This is a genomic window from Cyanobacterium sp. uoEpiScrs1, from assembly GCF_947331815.1.
Taxonomy (GTDB): Bacteria; Cyanobacteriota; Cyanobacteriia; order Cyanobacteriales; family Microcystaceae; genus Rippkaea.
The window spans coordinates 1,737,328-1,754,744 of record NZ_OX373462.1 but is presented as its reverse complement, the minus strand read 5'-3'; the positions used below and the strand labels follow the sequence as shown (position 1 = coordinate 1,754,744).

13 protein-coding genes are annotated in these 17,417 nt (G+C 33.4%); 2 read left to right on the top strand and 11 right to left on the bottom strand.

Annotation, left to right across the window (positions count from 1 at the left end; all coding sequences use genetic code 11):
- Positions 1-173 precede the first annotated feature (173 nt).
- Positions 174-1,562: an argininosuccinate lyase gene (gene argH / locus OXU93_RS06100; RefSeq protein WP_267383279.1), complete on the top strand. Its 1,389-nt coding sequence runs from the start codon at positions 174-176 to the stop codon at positions 1,560-1,562.
- Between the two features lie 2,026 nt (positions 1,563-3,588).
- On the opposite strand, the gene OXU93_RS06095 is transcribed toward argH, so the two are convergent.
- The 8 genes from OXU93_RS06095 to OXU93_RS06060 all read right to left on the bottom strand — a co-directional run bounded on the left by OXU93_RS06095 (position 3,589) and on the right by OXU93_RS06060 (position 13,404).
- Entirely contained in the window at positions 3,589-4,872 is a 1,284-nt protein-coding gene (locus OXU93_RS06095; protein ID WP_267383278.1) for an ATP-binding protein, read from the bottom strand.
- A gap of 971 nt (positions 4,873-5,843) precedes the next feature.
- Positions 5,844-6,707 (bottom strand): SWIM zinc finger family protein, encoded by an 864-nt coding sequence (locus tag OXU93_RS06090; protein ID WP_267383277.1) that lies wholly within the window; start codon positions 6,705-6,707, stop codon positions 5,844-5,846.
- Between the two features lie 12 nt (positions 6,708-6,719).
- Positions 6,720-7,493, bottom strand: a complete 774-nt coding sequence (locus OXU93_RS06085; RefSeq protein WP_267383275.1) for a M15 family metallopeptidase — start codon at positions 7,491-7,493, stop codon at positions 6,720-6,722.
- Between the two features lie 1,054 nt (positions 7,494-8,547).
- Positions 8,548-9,939: a malic enzyme-like NAD(P)-binding protein gene (locus tag OXU93_RS06080; protein WP_267383274.1), complete on the bottom strand. Its 1,392-nt coding sequence runs from the start codon at positions 9,937-9,939 to the stop codon at positions 8,548-8,550.
- 326 nt (positions 9,940-10,265) lie between these two features.
- On the bottom strand, positions 10,266-11,645 hold the full coding sequence (locus OXU93_RS06075; protein WP_416378795.1) for an NAD(P)(+) transhydrogenase (Re/Si-specific) subunit beta: 1,380 nt from the start codon (positions 11,643-11,645) through the stop codon (positions 10,266-10,268).
- A 57-nt stretch (positions 11,646-11,702) separates the two neighbouring features.
- Positions 11,703-11,990, bottom strand: a complete 288-nt coding sequence (locus OXU93_RS06070) for an NAD(P) transhydrogenase subunit alpha (protein WP_267383273.1) — start codon at positions 11,988-11,990, stop codon at positions 11,703-11,705.
- A 99-nt stretch (positions 11,991-12,089) separates the two neighbouring features.
- Complete coding sequence (locus OXU93_RS06065; protein ID WP_267383272.1) at positions 12,090-13,247, bottom strand: Re/Si-specific NAD(P)(+) transhydrogenase subunit alpha; 1,158 nt, start codon at positions 13,245-13,247, stop codon at positions 12,090-12,092.
- A 19-nt stretch (positions 13,248-13,266) separates the two neighbouring features.
- A complete protein-coding gene (locus tag OXU93_RS06060) occupies positions 13,267-13,404 on the bottom strand; it encodes a hypothetical protein (protein WP_267383270.1) in 138 nt (45 codons plus the stop codon).
- A gap of 372 nt (positions 13,405-13,776) precedes the next feature.
- Between OXU93_RS06060 and modA the strand changes: the two genes are divergently transcribed.
- A complete protein-coding gene (modA, locus tag OXU93_RS06055; protein WP_267383269.1) occupies positions 13,777-14,574 on the top strand; it encodes a molybdate ABC transporter substrate-binding protein in 798 nt (265 codons plus the stop codon).
- A gap of 13 nt (positions 14,575-14,587) precedes the next feature.
- Here modA and obgE read toward each other — a convergent pair whose 3' ends face one another.
- The 3 genes from obgE to OXU93_RS06040 all read right to left on the bottom strand — a co-directional run bounded on the left by obgE (position 14,588) and on the right by OXU93_RS06040 (position 17,090).
- Complete coding sequence (obgE, locus tag OXU93_RS06050) at positions 14,588-15,589, bottom strand: GTPase ObgE (protein ID WP_267383267.1); 1,002 nt, start codon at positions 15,587-15,589, stop codon at positions 14,588-14,590.
- An 88-nt stretch (positions 15,590-15,677) separates the two neighbouring features.
- Complete coding sequence (locus OXU93_RS06045) at positions 15,678-16,379, bottom strand: Mo-dependent nitrogenase C-terminal domain-containing protein (RefSeq protein ID WP_267383266.1); 702 nt, start codon at positions 16,377-16,379, stop codon at positions 15,678-15,680.
- A 111-nt stretch (positions 16,380-16,490) separates the two neighbouring features.
- Complete coding sequence (locus OXU93_RS06040; RefSeq protein ID WP_416378764.1) at positions 16,491-17,090, bottom strand: L,D-transpeptidase; 600 nt, start codon at positions 17,088-17,090, stop codon at positions 16,491-16,493.
- Positions 17,091-17,417 lie beyond the last annotated feature (327 nt).

Below are 17,417 nucleotides of genomic sequence, written 5' to 3'. Positions count from 1 at the left end.
ATTAAACTGTTCGGTTATTAAAAATTTTAAAAATGCTGATATTTGCTATCAAAAATTGAACAATATTTAATTTATAAAGTACAACATATTAGGTTCAAAATTTATGACCTATTGAAGTTTAACCTAATTACTTCTGATGATAATTTTTTATTTATTTTACCTAGGGGGTTATTATGACCAAACAGAAAAAATGGAGTGAGCGTTTTGAAAGTAATCTTCACCCTTCCATTGCTCGATTTAATGCCAGTATTGGCTTTGATATCAAATTACTTGAATATGATTTAACAGGTTCTATTGCTCATGCCAAAATGTTGGCCTATACAGAAATTATTACCGAGGGTGAGGCACAACAATTAATACAAGGATTAGAACAAATCCGTCAGGAATATCATAATGGAGAATTTACTCCTGGAATTGACCAAGAAGATATTCATTTAGCGGTAGAAAGACGTTTAATAGAAATTGTGGGAGATGTCGGCAAAAAACTCCACACAGCAAGATCTCGCAATGACCAAGTAGGAACTGATATTCGTCTTTACCTAAGAGAGCAGATTGATCAAATTCGGAGACAATTGCGGAGTTTTCAACAAGTATTACTTGATCATGCTCAAAATCATGTAAAAACTATTATTCCGGCTTATACTCATCTACAACGTGCGCAACCAATCAGTTTAGCTCACTATCTACTAGCCTATTTCGAAATGGCACAGAGAGACTGGGAACGGTTGGGAGAAATTTATGCTAGGACAAATATTTCTCCTTTAGGCTGTGGTGCATTAGCAGGAACAACGTTTCCCATTGATCGCCATTATAGTGCCAAATTATTAGGATTTGAAGGAGTGTCTCGCAATAGTTTAGATGGAGTTAGTGATCGCGATTTTGCTGTCGAGTTTCTTAATGCTGCTAGTTTGATTATGGTTCATCTTAGCCGTATAAGTGAAGAAATGATCCTTTGGGCTTCCGATGAATTTAAGTTCATAAGCCTCACTGATAGCTGTGCCACGGGGTCAAGTATTATGCCCCAAAAGAAAAATCCTGATGTCCCTGAATTAGTCCGAGGAAAAGCTGGACGGGTCTTTGGACATCTACAAGGAATGCTAGTTTTAATGAAAGGGTTACCGCTAGCCTATAATAAGGATCTTCAAGAAGATAAAGAAGCTATTTTTGACGGAGTAGCAACGATTAAAAGCTGTTTAGAAGCTATGATAATCTTTTTGGAAGAGGGAATTGAGTTTCGTCAAGAACGTTTAAACCAGGCAGTAACTGAGGACTTTTCCAGTGCGACAGACGTAGCCGATTATTTAGCTGTCCGCGGAGTTCCTTTTCGGGAGGCTTATAACTTAGTAGGAAAGTTGGTTAAAACTAGTCTGGCATCGGGTAGGCTTCTTAAAGATTTACCTCTAGAGGAATGGCAAGATTTACATCCTTTATTTGAAGCTGATATTTACGAGGTAATTACCCCTAAACAGGTTGTAGCAGTTCGCAACAGCTATGGTGGAACTGGTTTTAACCAAATTAGCCAAGCTATTGCAAGAGCAAAAGTACAAATGGAATCTTCCTAACGACATTAACTAATATTTTAGTCTTATTTTTTGTTCTAATAAGATTAGTTATGGCAATATATTTAAATGTTCATAATACTCTTTTCTTATCTCTTTATATATTCCTTGAACGGCAACTATTCTCCCTGGTAAATATATTGTCTTTATGTCACTAGGCGATAAAATATAGAGTACTTGTAGACTAAAAAAAATTGGCTTTAACAACAATAAATGATAATTGTGTTAGATCAAATTGTTGCATATTTGTTGTTTAGTTGGTATTGATTCTTTCCCTGATCAAAACTATAAAATTTGTTTTTATATGATCCTATCTATTTTAGTAGATAGGATCATAACTTTAGGGATTAATAATTTATTATAATTCAAGATATTTTAAAAGATATTTACTAGAGAATAGTACACTGATTTACAAACTATAGAAAATATAATTTACAGAAGCATATGTTATAATTTTCCCTTAGAAAATAGAATAGAGAACAGACTACAATCAAAATTTAAGTGGTAATTATAGTCTGTTGTAACTTTTTTATTTCCTATCTTTGTTGATTAGTATGTATTGTTTATTATTTATTATCTTGATAGTATATTTTTGTCAATTATTAAGTCAATTATTTTGTTTAAACCTCTAAAATAAACTAGTCTTAAAGTTTGTAAATCTTTTAATTTTTAGTTAGTTGATTTCAATAAAGTTTAAACATAAATAACTATATAAATACAATGTATTTATATAGTTATTTATTATTCTATTAGTTTGTAGATAATCTATAAATATATAAGTATTTAGAAATAATTATGGTGTTAATACTTATATTTCATACTTAATAAGTAAGAAAAATTATTAATTTATCTATTATAGAAAAGTAAAAATAGATTAGATATGATGTAGCAAGTGTCTAAATGAATAAAATATTCCTCTTAATTGTTGCTAAATTTTCCAGGATTTAATTTTTATTTAGTTATTCTAACACAGTGATGAATCATATATAAATAATTCAAATCGTTTCAATAAAAATTAGATATAAAAGTGTGGTATATCTAAGTAGGCTTTAATATTATCAGTTCCTCAAGTTTTGTACTCTATCTACATAAACTTTTAAAGTATAACATATTTTTTGTTAAGTAAAACTATTTTTCTATAAGTAATCTCTTATTTATTATTTACTAGCATCCTTTGTTAAATATCAATATATACTATTTTTATGTATTTAAATAGACTATTGAGACAACATAGCTACCATAACAATAGTTTGTTAAAATCATAAACTATTATTTGTTTTTGTGTTTTTTACATAAAAAATATTGTAATTTTTTTCTTTTTTATATCCATAAATTTATACTTAAGTATAATTACATTATTAAAAGTTTTGACAAAAATTACAAGTATCTATTTTGATTGAATTCTTTAGTTTATTAAAACTAATTACATATTATTAACATAATTATAATAATTTATCTCTTAATAGGAATATCATTTTCTTTTCAGAGGGAAAGCTTGTACAGAAACTAAATTAAACTCAACTATTGATTTTAGATTTAAAGTATAAAGTATATATAATATTAGCTTAACCCTGAAATAACTATTAAATTGACTAATAAATTCAGTACACTATATTCTTTGTCAAGAACTAACATAGTCAATATATATTTATAATATCAAAATTATACTATTTATTCTCAAAATAGGTCTATACCTAACATTAGGATAGACCATAATATATTACTTCCAGTTTTATAAAATCGTAATTAGATACATTTAATTCTAATACAAACCAGTTAGTAAACAGTTTCTCTAATCGTTGATTAAATTTAAATTGGGGTTACTCCTAATAAGCAATTTAACAAACAATAAGATTATTTAAGTAAAAATTATATTTTCTCGTTTAATAAATTAGTATTGATTTTTATGCTAACTAGATAGTACATAGAGCACTATATACAAATTTGAAGATTGCTACCACAGTTTTTATTAAAACTAGAAAAATGGATTTAGACACTATGTAAATTGGCAATTACTTGTTTAATGACATTAATTATTAATCTTTAATTCTCCTTGTAAAAAATAGATAAATTGTCGGGCAGTCCTTCCTGAAAGTCCATTGTGCTTAATTGCCCATTGTTTTGCCCTAAATTCCAATTCTTTTTGAGGTAAGTTTAGTTGTACTTGTTGGGCTAGATGGTTAACAATCATAAGATACTTCTCTTGATTTGCCGGTTGAAAAGTTAAGGTTAAACCAAAGCGATCACTAAAAGATAATTTCTCTTGCATAGTATCCCAAACATGGACTTCGTCATATTCACTAGGTTGGGGACGATCACTAAAGAATTCTTTGATTAAGTGTTTCCTATTAGAAGTAGCATAAACTACAACATTGTTTGCTCTAGCAGTTAAACTTCCTTCTAAGACAACCTTTAATGATTTGAAAGAATCGTCGTGTTCTTCAAAAGATAAATCATCGACAAAAATAATAAATTTCTGAGGACAATCTCGTAATTTATTAGATATTAAAGGTAAGTTACTTAATTGATGTTTACTTACTTCTACTAATCTCAACCCCTGATCACTATATCTGGTAAGTAATCCTTTAACCAAGGATGACTTACCAGATCCTCGACTTCCATATAATAAAATATTAAGAGCAGTATGTCCAGCTAGTAGAATTTCTGTATTTTTAATTAGCGTCTCTTTTTGTAGATCATAGCCAACGATTTCAGTTAAGTTAATCGGATCTGGATTTTTAATTCCTATTAATTGTTTTTCTTTCCATTTTAACGCCTTATATTTAGTATGAATACCTGTTCCTTGTTGGCAATAATAATTAGCTAATTCTTCTATTGTATTTTGCCAATCATTAGATCGATGTAAGAAAGTGTTATCAATACTTTTTACTTCCCAATCCAAAGGAAGATAGTCTATTAATGTAGAGCTTTTTACCAATTCAGCAATTTGTTTAGTTGTACAATCGGAAATAATCTGCAAAATCTTTAGATCATGTTTAACTGCATTAATCAGAGATTGAGGTAGTTCCTTAAAAGCAATTGATTGTACCTGCTTGCTGAAAGGATTTTCATTAAGTAAAATTTCATTAATTAAGTAATCTTGCCAGCTTTTACCAGTTTTTGCTAAAGCTTTAAAAAAAAATCCATAGGATTTTAAAGGCTCTAGACCTAAGGTGTTTTTATTTTTAACACATAAGGTATCTAACAGGGAAATAAAAGTTTGACTAACTTCACTTTCAAAAACTGATTGATAAAGAAGTAGAGACGATATTTTTGTGTAGAGAAAATAATTAAGCGAGTTAAATTGATTCATTGAGTTGATTATAAACTTTTTTAAAAAAAAACAAAAAATATCTATGGATTAAATTTTACTAATAAGTAATAGTTTTTGATTTCTTTCTATTCTAATTTACTTTGATTAAAGATATAGTAAATTTTATAAAAACATAATATGTTTACATAGTAAGTATAATAGAATTGCTGGTAATACTAAGATAGAAATATATTAGTATCCAAATTTAGACTAACTATTTAATGCACCTACTTTTGATAATATCCTTATCCATAAAACTATTAAGAATGACAACTAAAAAATACTTAACCCTAAATCTCAGGTAAATAAATAAAAATCTTCTTAGACTATTACGCTATTAATTAAAACAAATTATTTAAGTTTTTTGCTGTAACTTTCTTCATAAATAATACTTATTATCTGAGCATTAGGATAAAACAGAAGATTCTGATAAAGTTAAACTAATGTATAGTTACAGATTTTTCGTAAGATTCTCATTATCGGGAGATATTCAAGTTAAGCTGATATCTAGTTTTTATCTGATTGTCTTTAGCTTAAGTTACAATGACATTTGCTAAATTTTTATATTTTATTATTTTTGTATTTAAGCTAAATAAAATAATATTAGTAATATTTTGTACATTTTCTGCATACATTGAATAGATTAGAATATATTATTGATCATTAAAATCAAAAAAATACAGTATTTTTATCATTAAAATATTAGACTAAACCTACCGGCTCTCTTGGTTATTAACCGTCATAAATCTAAGAAGCGCCTATAAATTATAATTTAATATTTTTTTACTATATTCAATTATTTTTCTATTCTAGATTATCTATAAATTATAAACATTTAAAATATTTTACTCAAACTATTTTGAATAGTTTGAGTAATTTTTTTATTTTTGTGATAAGTACTATATATTATTAGTTGTTTATGTTAAAAAACAAGTATTTTACCTGATCAGTTTGTAAACTGCTATCTATATTCAGCTTTCCCTATTCAATGCTTCCATTACTGCATATTGACTTATTTTTCTATAAACTTGCTGTAGATACTGTTGTGCAATTCGTGCTTCTTCATAAGTTAATGTAATTCTTCCTAAGATATCTAACACTGTTTGATCATCAGATGGAGGAGTAATAACGATTAGCGATGGATCTAATCCTTCTTTATACCGCCAAAATTTAGTAAGATCTAAGGTTTTAGATTCTTCTACTTGACGATTTGATTTGTCTATGATTCCCACTAAGTTATTTTGATTTTGCGTTAGGTTTTTAAATTTTTGTTGACTAAGTTTCTGAATACGTAATTGACGTAAAGCGTCAAGAATTTGCTCTTGTGTTCGTCCTCTTAATTTAAAGATGGTAAAAGGATCTTCACTAAGATATTCAGCTAATTGATAATAAACTGCCCCAATATGTTTACAAGGATTGGCTTTGTCTGGACAACTACAAGAAGAATTAATATCAGATAAGGCAAAAGGAAAGATGCTAAGTCCATTTTTAATAAAAACTTCCTCGATATCTTCTGGCATTTTTCCGGCTAATAATTGGGCTGAAAAAATTGCTTTTTCAGATAAACTTTCAACAATATAATCCCAATCTTTGTCAGTAAAAGGAACCAATGAAAGTGACACTTGATATGGATTAATATCACTACCCTGCACTTTTGCAAATACTTTAGTATTTTGAAATTTAATACTTAAAATATTTCCTTCTCTTGCATAAATTCTTGCCCGTTCTAATCGCTTTTTAAATCTATAAGAATCTAGCAATTCTAACCAACGTTCTACCCACCATTCTTTTCTATAAAAATCAGTATTATTGTCTGATAAACTACGATTATTCATATTTTTTATCTTTTAGTTAGAAGGAATTTTTTGTAACTTTCTAGCTTTGTAAAAAGTCTCTAGACTTTCCTGATCTCCCACATACCGCCAGTGCCAGGGTTCATAACTAATACCTTGGGGATTATTTGGTGGAAAAGATAACTCAAAACTGTACTTAGCAGCATTATTTTTTAGCCAGCTAAAAGCGGTTGTTTCCTCAAAATTGAGGCTTAAATGGGTAGCAGGAGTTTTAGCATCGCCAATATCTACTGCATATCCAGTATGATGCTCACTATAGTTGGGGGGTGCACTTACTTCAGCACGTTTACTAGGATTTTGGTTCCTTTGTCGTTGAATTTCAAAAAATAAGTGATTTTGTTCAGAAATTGTTCTAAATCCTGAAATAGGAATCAAAATAACTCCTTGATATTGCGCTGCCTTTTGCATCTCCATAAATCGCTCGGCTGCATTACGGCGTAATCTAATACGTCCATCAGAAGTAACTGCTTTTAATGTTGATATAGGAGCCTGTTTATATTCTAAATGTCCAAAAACATTTTCTAATGGCTCGGAAGAAGAATTGACTACCGGAATCGATGTAGGAGAAGAAGAAATCTTAACAGAAGTTAAAGAGGGCGAGGATGTAGTTGATGGCGATAATATTAGACGCATAAAGAAAACTCCTCCTAAAATTAGGGCAATTCCTGTCCCCAGGATACCTTGTGTTAAAAGTTTTTGTTTTGATCGTATCTTGACTTTACTGGTAGAAGTTTCTCTCAAAGCCTCTGGAATATCATGACATGTCATAATCGTATGCTTAATGGTTTATTGAACATTGTTGATGTATTATCGTTTTTTGTCTACTCTCATATTTATCAATTTTATAAGAATTCTTAATACGGACTAGTATATCGACAGTAATAAGTTAATCTCTAATTGTATTTTATTTTATCCCCACAATGAATGATAGATGACTTTATCTCACATTCAATTGAGTTTTGTGTTATTTATTTAGATATAAAGAACTTTATGTTAATAAACATAAACTATAAAAACGATAAAAACTATTACTGTTTATATTTCTTTATAGTTAATTTCGATCTATAAATATATTTATGATTTTATTGAAATAATAATCATTGCTGAGTAATTAAAAACTTTTATAATTAAATCTATACTTCCTAATAAATATTTAGAAAAATTAGCATGTTTACTACTAAGTTAGTCTATACAACTATATATTAACATTTTTTAAAATAAAACAGTACACTCAATAATTTAACAGTTTTTAAATAGATTGCTATGTGTTTTAAATATCAAAAAATATCGGCATTCTAGATTTAAATCAACAAGATTAATTAATCTAGTATATTTCTATTAAAACAGTTTATGATCAACTTAATAAAACTCTTAATATTGAACATTAGGGTGATTAAAGTATTAGTTAAAAAAGTAAGTTAATATTCTATATATTTGATTATAAATAATTCTTTTAGTCTTGATTCTAATAGTTACCTAGGATAGTAACTATTCACTACCCTTAATTTAGCTTAAAATACCCAACACTTATGTTTTAAATATAGTTGCACTAAAATATAAATAGTATCTTAAAAGATAATAAAAATAAATATACAATAAGAGTCATTATCAAGAATATAATGATAACAGTTATATCTAATGATGACAGTTATATCTGCAGCAAGTTCTTCAATTAAGTCCAATAGGGTTTGCCTATGCTTTTAATATATTAAATTTCCATAATTTCGGTAATTTTATAAAAATAACTACTAAAATGAAGCAAAACAACCCTAAGCTATAGGGGAAACCGAATATTGTAATTATCCCCTACATTTTTCAATAATTATTCAGAAATTATCTTATCCTGACGAGCTGCACGACAAACTGCCTTTGCAACTGCTTGGCAAACTCTTTCATCAAACACCGAGGGAATAATATATTCACGCTCAAGTTGACTAGTATTTACTAGGGATGCAATTGCTTTAGCTGCTTCTAAACACATATACTCAGTAATAGTTTTAGCGTGAGAATCTAAGGCTCCACGAAAAATTCCAGGGAAAGCTAATACGTTGTTAATTTGATTGGGGTAATCACTGCGTCCAGTAGCCATTACTGCTACATCATCATTTACTAATTCTGGTTGAATTTCTGGAATGGGGTTCGCCATAGCAAATACAATGGGTTCACTGGACATAGATTTGATCATTTCTGGCGTCACTACCCCTGGTGCACTCACGCCCAAGAATACATCAGCCCCTTGCATAGCATCTACTAAAGAACCACTGATATCAACTGCAAATTCCTGTTTTTGAGGAGTTAAATCAGTACGAGAATGAGAAATAAGTCCTTTAGAATCACATAATAAAATAGTTGTAGCTCCGGCAGTGCGTAATAAAGCTGCGATTGCTATCCCTGCCGCTCCGGCCCCATTAATTACAATTCGTACTGTTTCTAGGGACTTCTTGACTATTTTGAGAGCATTGATTAATGCCGCTAGACTAACGATAGCAGTTCCATGCTGATCATCATGGAAGATTGGAACCTCCAATTCTTGTCGCAGCCTTCGTTCAATTTCAAAACAACGAGGGGCAGCAATATCTTCTAAATTGACTCCCCCAAACACTGGAATAATACGTTTAACGGTTTCAATAATTTCTTCAGTATCCTGTGTAGCTAAACAGATGGGGAAAGCATTAATGTCAGCAAATTCTTTAAATAACATTGCTTTTCCTTCCATGACAGGAAGAGCAGCTTCTGGACCTAAATTTCCTAATCCTAGGACAGCGCTCCCATCAGTGACAACTGCCACGGTGTTCTGCTTAATAGTTAGATTAAACACTTGAGAGTAATCACGGGTAATAGCGTTACAGATACGTCCGACTCCTGGAGTATATGCCATAGCCAATTCAGCTTTGGACTTTATAGAAATACGACTTGTGACTGTAATTTTTCCTTTGCTATGAAGATCAAATGTGCGATCAGAAACTTTGAGGATTTTAACGTTAGGAATTTCTCGAACTGCTGCCACGATTTCCTCAGCGTGTCCTTCACTTGAAGCATCTACCGTAATTTCTCTTTGGGTGATTGTACGAGTATGTTTAATTAAAAAAATTTGTTCAAAACTTCCTCCCGCTCCAGCAATTGCCTGAGTAACATTGGAAAGAGTTCCTGGTATGTTTGGAAGTTCAATGGTTAAAGATAGACTATAACTTGAATTAGGATTTAGATTTGTCATATGCTCAGAAGAGATTATTAGTTGCAAGTTATGAGGTACGGGTCAAATAAACCAGCATACTAAATGTGGTTTGTGGAAATATATTTTAAGATAATAATTATAGATTTTAGACTAATTAAGATGACCTCTTCCTTAAGGGGGAATGTAGTTAACTGGTAACTTTAAGAAATATGGGGAATAATTAATATTCCTTGAAGTTAAACTACCACTAAGTATTTGTCTTCAACTTATTTAATGTTCCCTATTAACTATTTCTTGGTTCAGAAATACAGTGAACAGTCCCAAAATTCAAAATTAACAACTGTTCACCGAACAATGAAAACAGTTTATAGTTGCTTTACTTGAGCAACTAACTGGGATAGCATATCTTGTGCGTTGCCAAAAAGCATCATGGTTTTATCTTCGTAGAAAAGTTGATTATCTACTCCAGCAAACCCAGTGCTTAAACCGCGCTTAATGACGATAGTATGATGAGCTTTATCCACTTCAAGAATAGGCATTCCAAAGATAGGACTGTCTTGATCGCTTTTTGCAGCAGGATTAACCACATCATTTGCTCCAATTACCAAGGCAACATCGGTGGTATCAAATTCAGGATTAATGTCTTCCATGTCATAAAGTTGATTGTAGGGGACATTTGCTTCAGCTAACAACACGTTCATATGACCAGGCATTCTTCCGGCAACAGGATGAATAGCATATTTAACCTCTACACCCATTTTTTCAAGTTGATTAGCCAATTCGCGCACAGTATGTTGTGCTTGCGCTACTGCCATTCCATAGCCAGGAACAATAACTACTGAACGAGCGTATCCTAACATCATTGCTCCCTCTTCAGGATCGATGGAGTGAACAGTCTTATCAGTTATTTCCTCCGAATTTCCACTGAAAGTAGTTGTATTACCACCAAATGCACCGAAAAGAACGCTTAACAGAGAACGATTCATGGCTTTACACATAATTTCCGTTAAAATAATCCCTGATGCTCCCACTAATGCCCCCGCAATGATTAGCATATTGTTTATTAAAATAAACCCCGCAGCACTTGCAGCTAAACCAGAAAAGGAGTTTAAGAGAGAAATAACCACAGGCATATCACCGCCACCAATGGGGAGAACAAATAATACGCCAAAAATAAGCGAAACTATTACTAGTCCCAAGAAAATAGGAATATTGGTGGGCTCTAAGAATAGATAAACACTACCGACGATAAAGCCAAGAAACAACAGAATATTAAATGGCTGTTGTAATGGGAAAGTAATAGGAGAACCACTAACCAGCCCTTGTAGTTTACCAAAAGCTAGCAGACTTCCAGTTAGGGTAATACCGCCAATAAAAACCCCTAGAATTGCTACAATAGTCGCATCGATAGGTATATTTTCTCCATTTTCTAACAAACGCCAAAATTCTCCAACGGCAACTAAGGCGCTTGCTGCCCCCCCTAACCCGTTAAAAATACCTACCATTTGGGGCATAGCTGTCATAGCAACTTTCTGGGCAGTAATCCCTCCAATAAGGGCACCAATTACCATACTGCTCAAAATCATTTGATAGTTAACCACTGATTGATTGATCATGGTAGCAACAATAGCCAGAAGCATTCCCACAGAAGCAATAATATTGCCCCGACGGGCAGTTGCCGGAGATCCCAGTTGTTTCAACCCAATAATAAATAGGGCGGCGGCAGTTAAATAAGTCAATTCCATGTCAGTAGTTAATCCTGACAGAATATCCTTACATAAGGTGGTATTGTTCACAGTTATCTATGCTCCCTTTTTTTTAAACATCTGCAACATACGATCAGTCACCAAAAAACCACCCACAACGTTAATGATAGCGAGGACAACTGCAATCAAACCCAAAATAACGGTAAGATTCCATTCCTTAGGTCCAGCAATTAATAATGCTCCAACAACGGCAATACCTGAAATTGCATTGGCTCCTGACATTAGAGGAGTATGCAAAGTGGGGGGAACTTTATTAATTACCTCGAACCCCACAAACGAGGCCAAAACGAATACTACTAAACCAACCAACAGTCCGGTTGTCATAAACGATTTCACTCCTAATCAGAATTAAGGATTATAATGTTGGGACAAAAGACTCAAAACTTGATATGTCTAGACTTTTGCTTTTCTTGCAGACTGACCTTAGGCTTTTGCAAAATGTAATAGGGCTTCTTTGACTTTGGGATGACGCAGTTGTCCTTCATGGGTGACACAAGCTCCATCGATGATATCATCGTCAAAATTAAGCTGCATCACTCCGTCCTTAACTAAGTATTTCACCAATGTTAAAAGATTCTTTGCATAAACTTGGCTGGCATCAACAGGAAGACTAGATGGTAAGTTCAAGGGTCCAATTACATGAACTCCGTTGTAACATATATTTTTTCCAGGTTCAGTACAGGCACAGTTGCCTCCACGATCAGCTGCAATATCGACAATTACCGAGCCTACTTTCATTTCTGCGACCATTTCTTCGGAAACAATAACAGGAGCTCGTTTGCCTTGAACTTGAGCGGTAGTAATCACTACATTGGACTTTTTAACATGCTCGGTCAATACCTTACGGATAAGTTCTTGGGTATTTTCTGTAACTTCTTTAGCATAGCCCCCTGTAGTGGCAGTACTTTCCTGTATAGGAATTTCCACAAATTTAGCTCCAACACTTTGTACTTCCTCCTTAACAGTAGGACGAATATCAAACGCTTCTACTACGGCTCCCAAACGACGTGCAGTGGCAATTGCTTGTAATCCAGCAACTCCTGCTCCAATCACTAAAACCTTAGCAGGAGGAATAGTTCCAGCTGCCGTTGTCATCATTGGAAATAATCGAGGGAGAGAAGCCGAAGCGATTAGAGCAGCCTTATAACCAGCAATATTGGCTTGAGATGAAAGAGCATCCATACTTTGAGCGCGACTGGTACGAGGTATCAACTCCATACTAAAGGCAGTGATTTTACGTTGTGCTAATTCTTGGATTTTACTTGGGTTTCCCAGTGGATCAAGAAAACTTATAATCTTAGATCCTGATTTAAGCCAGTCCATTTCCATTTCTCCATGCTGTTCTCCTGGAGGAGCAACTTTGAGGAGAATATCGGACTCTCCCCACAATTGTTTTGGAGAACTAACGATTTGTGCTCCGGCTTCTGCGTACTCAGTATCGGTAAAATGACCTCCGAGTCCCGCTCCTGATTGAACTGACACCTCAAACCCTAACTTAATACAACGGGCGACAGTATCGGGTACTAGAGCTACTCGCAATTCTCCTATTTCACTTTCCTTCGGAACAGCAATTTTAATCATGCTCAACCTTCCTTCCATACTATTTATTTTGGTTACAAAGGGTATTGCTAGTATTTTGAGGGTTATCTCTTGGTTGAGAGTAAACCTTAAACCCTTCTTCGTTTTTGAGAATGTTTGCTTTATAAAGTCTAGCAAAACTTGATTCGCGTTTACCCATTAATTAAGTAATCATACATTGAACCATAAACAAATTTAAATTATAGTTCTATTCTATAAACAACTAGCTACACAAATTCTTATAGCTAGTTGTTTAATTATTTATGTTTAAGTAAATATTTTTGCCATCACTTGACTTATAAAAAACGTGTTATTTGATTTATAATACGTAAGATAATCAGTTTATTTTATAAGTAAGAGCTATATATTCTATAGCTATCCAATAACACAATTTATAGGCGTGATCTACTAAATATTCAATAACTGTAGAGTTGACAGCCCAGAATTACTAAAATAAGATACTATTAGTAATAGACAATAGTTATTCTAACTTCCAGTCAATTACTTTTTAAAATAATTATCTTAAGGGTTTATGAAACAAACTATGCCCATAAACAGGAGAAGTTTTGTAGCTTTTAATATAGCTTTTTTGGCGACTGCTTGTACAAATTTTAATTTATATAAAAAGCAAAAAAAAATAACTTTAACTGTCTCAGCTGCATCAAGTCTCCAAGATGCAATGAAGGATATTCTAGTTCTTTATCAACAGGAAAACCCCAATGTTAATATTAATTATAATTTTGGTTCTTCTGGTTCTTTACAACAACAAATTGAACAGGGAGCTCCAACTGATATTTTTATTTCTGCTGCTCCCAAACAAATGAATAACTTACAAAAAAAAGAACTACTACTAATAGAAACTAGACAAAATTTACTTAAAAATAGAGTTGTATTAATTGTTCCCAAAAGGGTGGGTGATGGCATGACTTTTAACAACCTAAATAAGGCTGATCTTCGAAAAATTTCTTTAGGAGACCCAGCCAGTGTTCCTGCGGGACAGTATGGGAAAGAAGTTTTAATTTCCATCGGACTGTATGAAAAAGTTGACCATAAGTTGATTTTCGCAAAGAACACTCGTCAGATTGTGTTATATGTGGAAACAGGTAATGTTGATGCAGGATTAGTTTATAAAACTGATGTAATAGTTTCTGAAAAAGTTAGAATAGTAGATATGGCTCCCGAGAATTATCATTCCCCAATCATTTATCCTATTTCTGTCATTAAACGGAGCAAGCATCCAAAAGAAGCTAAAGAGTTTACAGCATTTCTGTTCAGTAGAAAAGCGAAGGATATTTTTAAGGATTGTGGATTTGGCTTAATAAAAGATTAAGAAGGGAAACTAATCAACTTTCTCTACTTAATTCTAGGGTTTGCCAAATAATTTGGAGAAGTTCTTCTAATCTCATTTTTGTTACTGCAGAAATAGTGATAATTGGATACGAATTAAAATTACCTAACTCTGTTTTAATAAATTGAATAGTTTCTTCATCTGCCGCATCAACTTTATTAAGAGCAATAATCTGGGGACGGTTGCTTAACCCTCTACCATAAGCCTCTAGTTCTTCTTGAATAGTCTGATAATCAGTGATCGGATCAATAGAAGTTATATCTACCAAATGCAGTAGTAGACGAGTTCGTTCAATATGACGCAGAAATTCGTGACCTAACCCAATTCCCTCATGAGCTCCCTTAACTAATCCTGGAATATCTGCAAAAACTGTACCATCTCCTGTTGGTTTGCGTACTACTCCTAGGTTGGGAATTAGAGTAGTAAAAGGATAGTTAGCAATTTTAGGACGAGCGTCCGACAGTGCAGCTATTAAGGTAGATTTACCCGCGTTAGGTAATCCAATAATTCCCACCTCGGCTAGTAATTTTAGTTCGAGACGTAACGAACGATGTTCCCCTGGGAGCCCATTGAGGGCATAGTCGGGGGCACGATTTTGATTACTGAGAAAGTGTTTATTGCCGAGTCCTCCTTTACCTCCAGCTGCTACACAAAGAGTTTGTCCCTTTTCTACTAAGTCTCCCAAAATTTCTCCGGTTTCCCTGTCGTAGATAAGAGTTCCACAGGGGACTTCTATAACACGGTTTTGCCCGTTAGCCCCTGTCCGGTTACTAGGTCCCCCTCGTTTGCCATCATCAGCTTTAAAACAACGCGCATAGCGGAAGTCCAGTAAAGTTTGTAGGTTTTTATTCGCTACGAAAATCACTGAGCCTCCCCATCCTCCATTACCCCCCGCAGGTCCTCCAGCTGGAACATATTTTTCCCGTCGGAAGGCGACTATCCCATCTCCTCCTGTACCTGCTTCAACTTCAATTTCAGCGTAATCAATAAATTGCATAAAAAATTATCATTATAAGTTTCTAAATTTGTCTTTATAAAGGGTCAACACCCGTCGACCCCTACCTGGGTTTATTGTTTACTCAATTCTAAATGTACTCTGAAATGTCTTCTTTACAATCATCAGATAGATAACATAGAGCGCGAAAACGTAACCCAACTAATTGCTCATAAAGGGGATTAAGTTTACATAGGGCAGGAATATGAACTATTTTATGGCCAAAAAGTTTAATATCTCGTTCAAAGGGACATTGGGGGGGAACCATCTTACAAATAAATCTAGCAAGACGAGGGTCGTGAATATCCATTGCATCAAGCCAGTCCTTGAGAGGATGCAAGAGATCGGGATTGGAATAAGGAGGACTGGATAAAGAGACGACTGCCTCGTTCGCTTGTGCTTGTGGGTGTTGTTTGTTTGAAGTATTGCACAAGGTGTGTTCTAGAGATTTTAGAGCTTCTATATCGAGTCCTAAAGCACTGCTAAACTGATATAACAATTCCGCTTCAGAAGGGGAGTAAATCCCATCAGCAATTGCCACTAAAACAGCAGTTCTTAAAAAATTTTCTGCAGTATCCCTGTCAGACCCGAGCGATCTAGATAACTGTTTAGGAGTGATCGCCTCAAAGGCTACATCCATTGTATTTTCTAGGGCTAAATCTTGAGTAAGTTGAGCGATTAAATCTTGTTCTTCGACATCATAATGCCCATCAGCCCAAGCAATAGTCAACAAACCTCGTAACCAAGCAGAAATCTGAATTTCAGTATAAGGAGATTGAGCGACGCTAGCCATAATAATATTCTAACCAAACGCATTAAGTAAAAAATGGAGACAGCTTTTCGTACGATAAATGATCAGTTTTTTCTGTCTCTCTATCTTACGAGTTTAACTTTGTGCGTTACTCTATGGTTGAACAATAACTAGAATTCCCTTATCTACTAATTCAAATAAAGCTCTCACATCAGCATTTTTCATTCGAACACAACCATGAGAAACTGCCTGACCCATCAAATGTTCTCCCGGAGTTCCATGGAACCCAATAGAATCCTTTCCGTCCGTCCAGAAGCCTATCCAACGCTCTCCGAGAGGACTGTTCGGACCTGGTGCACTTATTCTTCCGTTCCAAGGATTTTCCCATTTTGGGTTTTTCACCATTTGAGTAATCTCGAATTTTCCTTGTGGAGTTTCCCAACCTTTTTTCCCAATTGCTACCCGGTAACTAGCTAACAGCCTATCATCTTGATAGGCATAGACTCTACGCTCTTTCAGTTTTAGCACTAAACGTGTTGCTAATACCCTGCTTTCTGCCCAAGATATTTTATCCGTCAAACTAACTTTTTCTGAAATTGCCGGCGTGATGAGAGAAGTGATATTTTTTGTTATTTCTATCTTTGATAGTATGGCCATTCCCCCTGCATCAACCCGCTTATTGATCAGGGAGATGGGAAAAAAAAGACTCCCACCAGCCAAGGTCAATGATATTAAAAGTTGTCTGAATTTCATTGTCTTATAGTTCTACGTGAACCGCCAATAGTTGGTTTATAAGCAAGAATTATCCCGTCTCACCAACATTTTAGAAGATATCTCGGAAGGTAAGATATAAATTAAATATTATTTTCTCCGTAGTTCCTTCTTTATATTTCCAACTCTACTTTATCTAAATCCTTTTCAAACTTATTTTGATAATCACAGTAATTTCTAGCATCCTAATCTCTTTGTTTTGTAGACTGTTACCGTATATAAACTTTACAAAAATTATAATAAGTTTTTTGAAGTAAAGTTATAATTGCAGAATTTGGGTTGTATTTGCTTCATAGAACATTAATTTAA

Coding starts and splice junctions, on each gene's coding strand:
- OXU93_RS06065 (WP_267383272.1), bottom strand. CDS start 13,247: ATGATTAAAATTGCTGTTCCGAAGGAAAGTGAAATAGGAGAATTGCGA.
- OXU93_RS06085 (WP_267383275.1), bottom strand. CDS start 7,493: ATGACATGTCATGATATTCCAGAGGCTTTGAGAGAAACTTCTACCAGT.
- OXU93_RS06075 (WP_416378795.1), bottom strand. CDS start 11,645: ATGGAATTGACTTATTTAACTGCCGCCGCCCTATTTATTATTGGGTTG.
- OXU93_RS06080 (WP_267383274.1), bottom strand. CDS start 9,939: ATGACAAATCTAAATCCTAATTCAAGTTATAGTCTATCTTTAACCATT.
- obgE (WP_267383267.1), bottom strand. CDS start 15,589: ATGCAATTTATTGATTACGCTGAAATTGAAGTTGAAGCAGGTACAGGA.
- OXU93_RS06040 (WP_416378764.1), bottom strand. CDS start 17,090: ATGAAATTCAGACAACTTTTAATATCATTGACCTTGGCTGGTGGGAGT.
- OXU93_RS06090 (WP_267383277.1), bottom strand. CDS start 6,707: ATGAATAATCGTAGTTTATCAGACAATAATACTGATTTTTATAGAAAA.
- OXU93_RS06095 (WP_267383278.1), bottom strand. CDS start 4,872: ATGAATCAATTTAACTCGCTTAATTATTTTCTCTACACAAAAATATCG.
- OXU93_RS06070 (WP_267383273.1), bottom strand. CDS start 11,990: ATGACAACCGGACTGTTGGTTGGTTTAGTAGTATTCGTTTTGGCCTCG.
- OXU93_RS06045 (WP_267383266.1), bottom strand. CDS start 16,379: ATGGCTAGCGTCGCTCAATCTCCTTATACTGAAATTCAGATTTCTGCT.
- modA (WP_267383269.1), top strand. CDS start 13,777: ATGAAACAAACTATGCCCATAAACAGGAGAAGTTTTGTAGCTTTTAAT.
- argH (WP_267383279.1), top strand. CDS start 174: ATGACCAAACAGAAAAAATGGAGTGAGCGTTTTGAAAGTAATCTTCAC.
- OXU93_RS06060 (WP_267383270.1), bottom strand. CDS start 13,404: ATGGGTAAACGCGAATCAAGTTTTGCTAGACTTTATAAAGCAAACATT.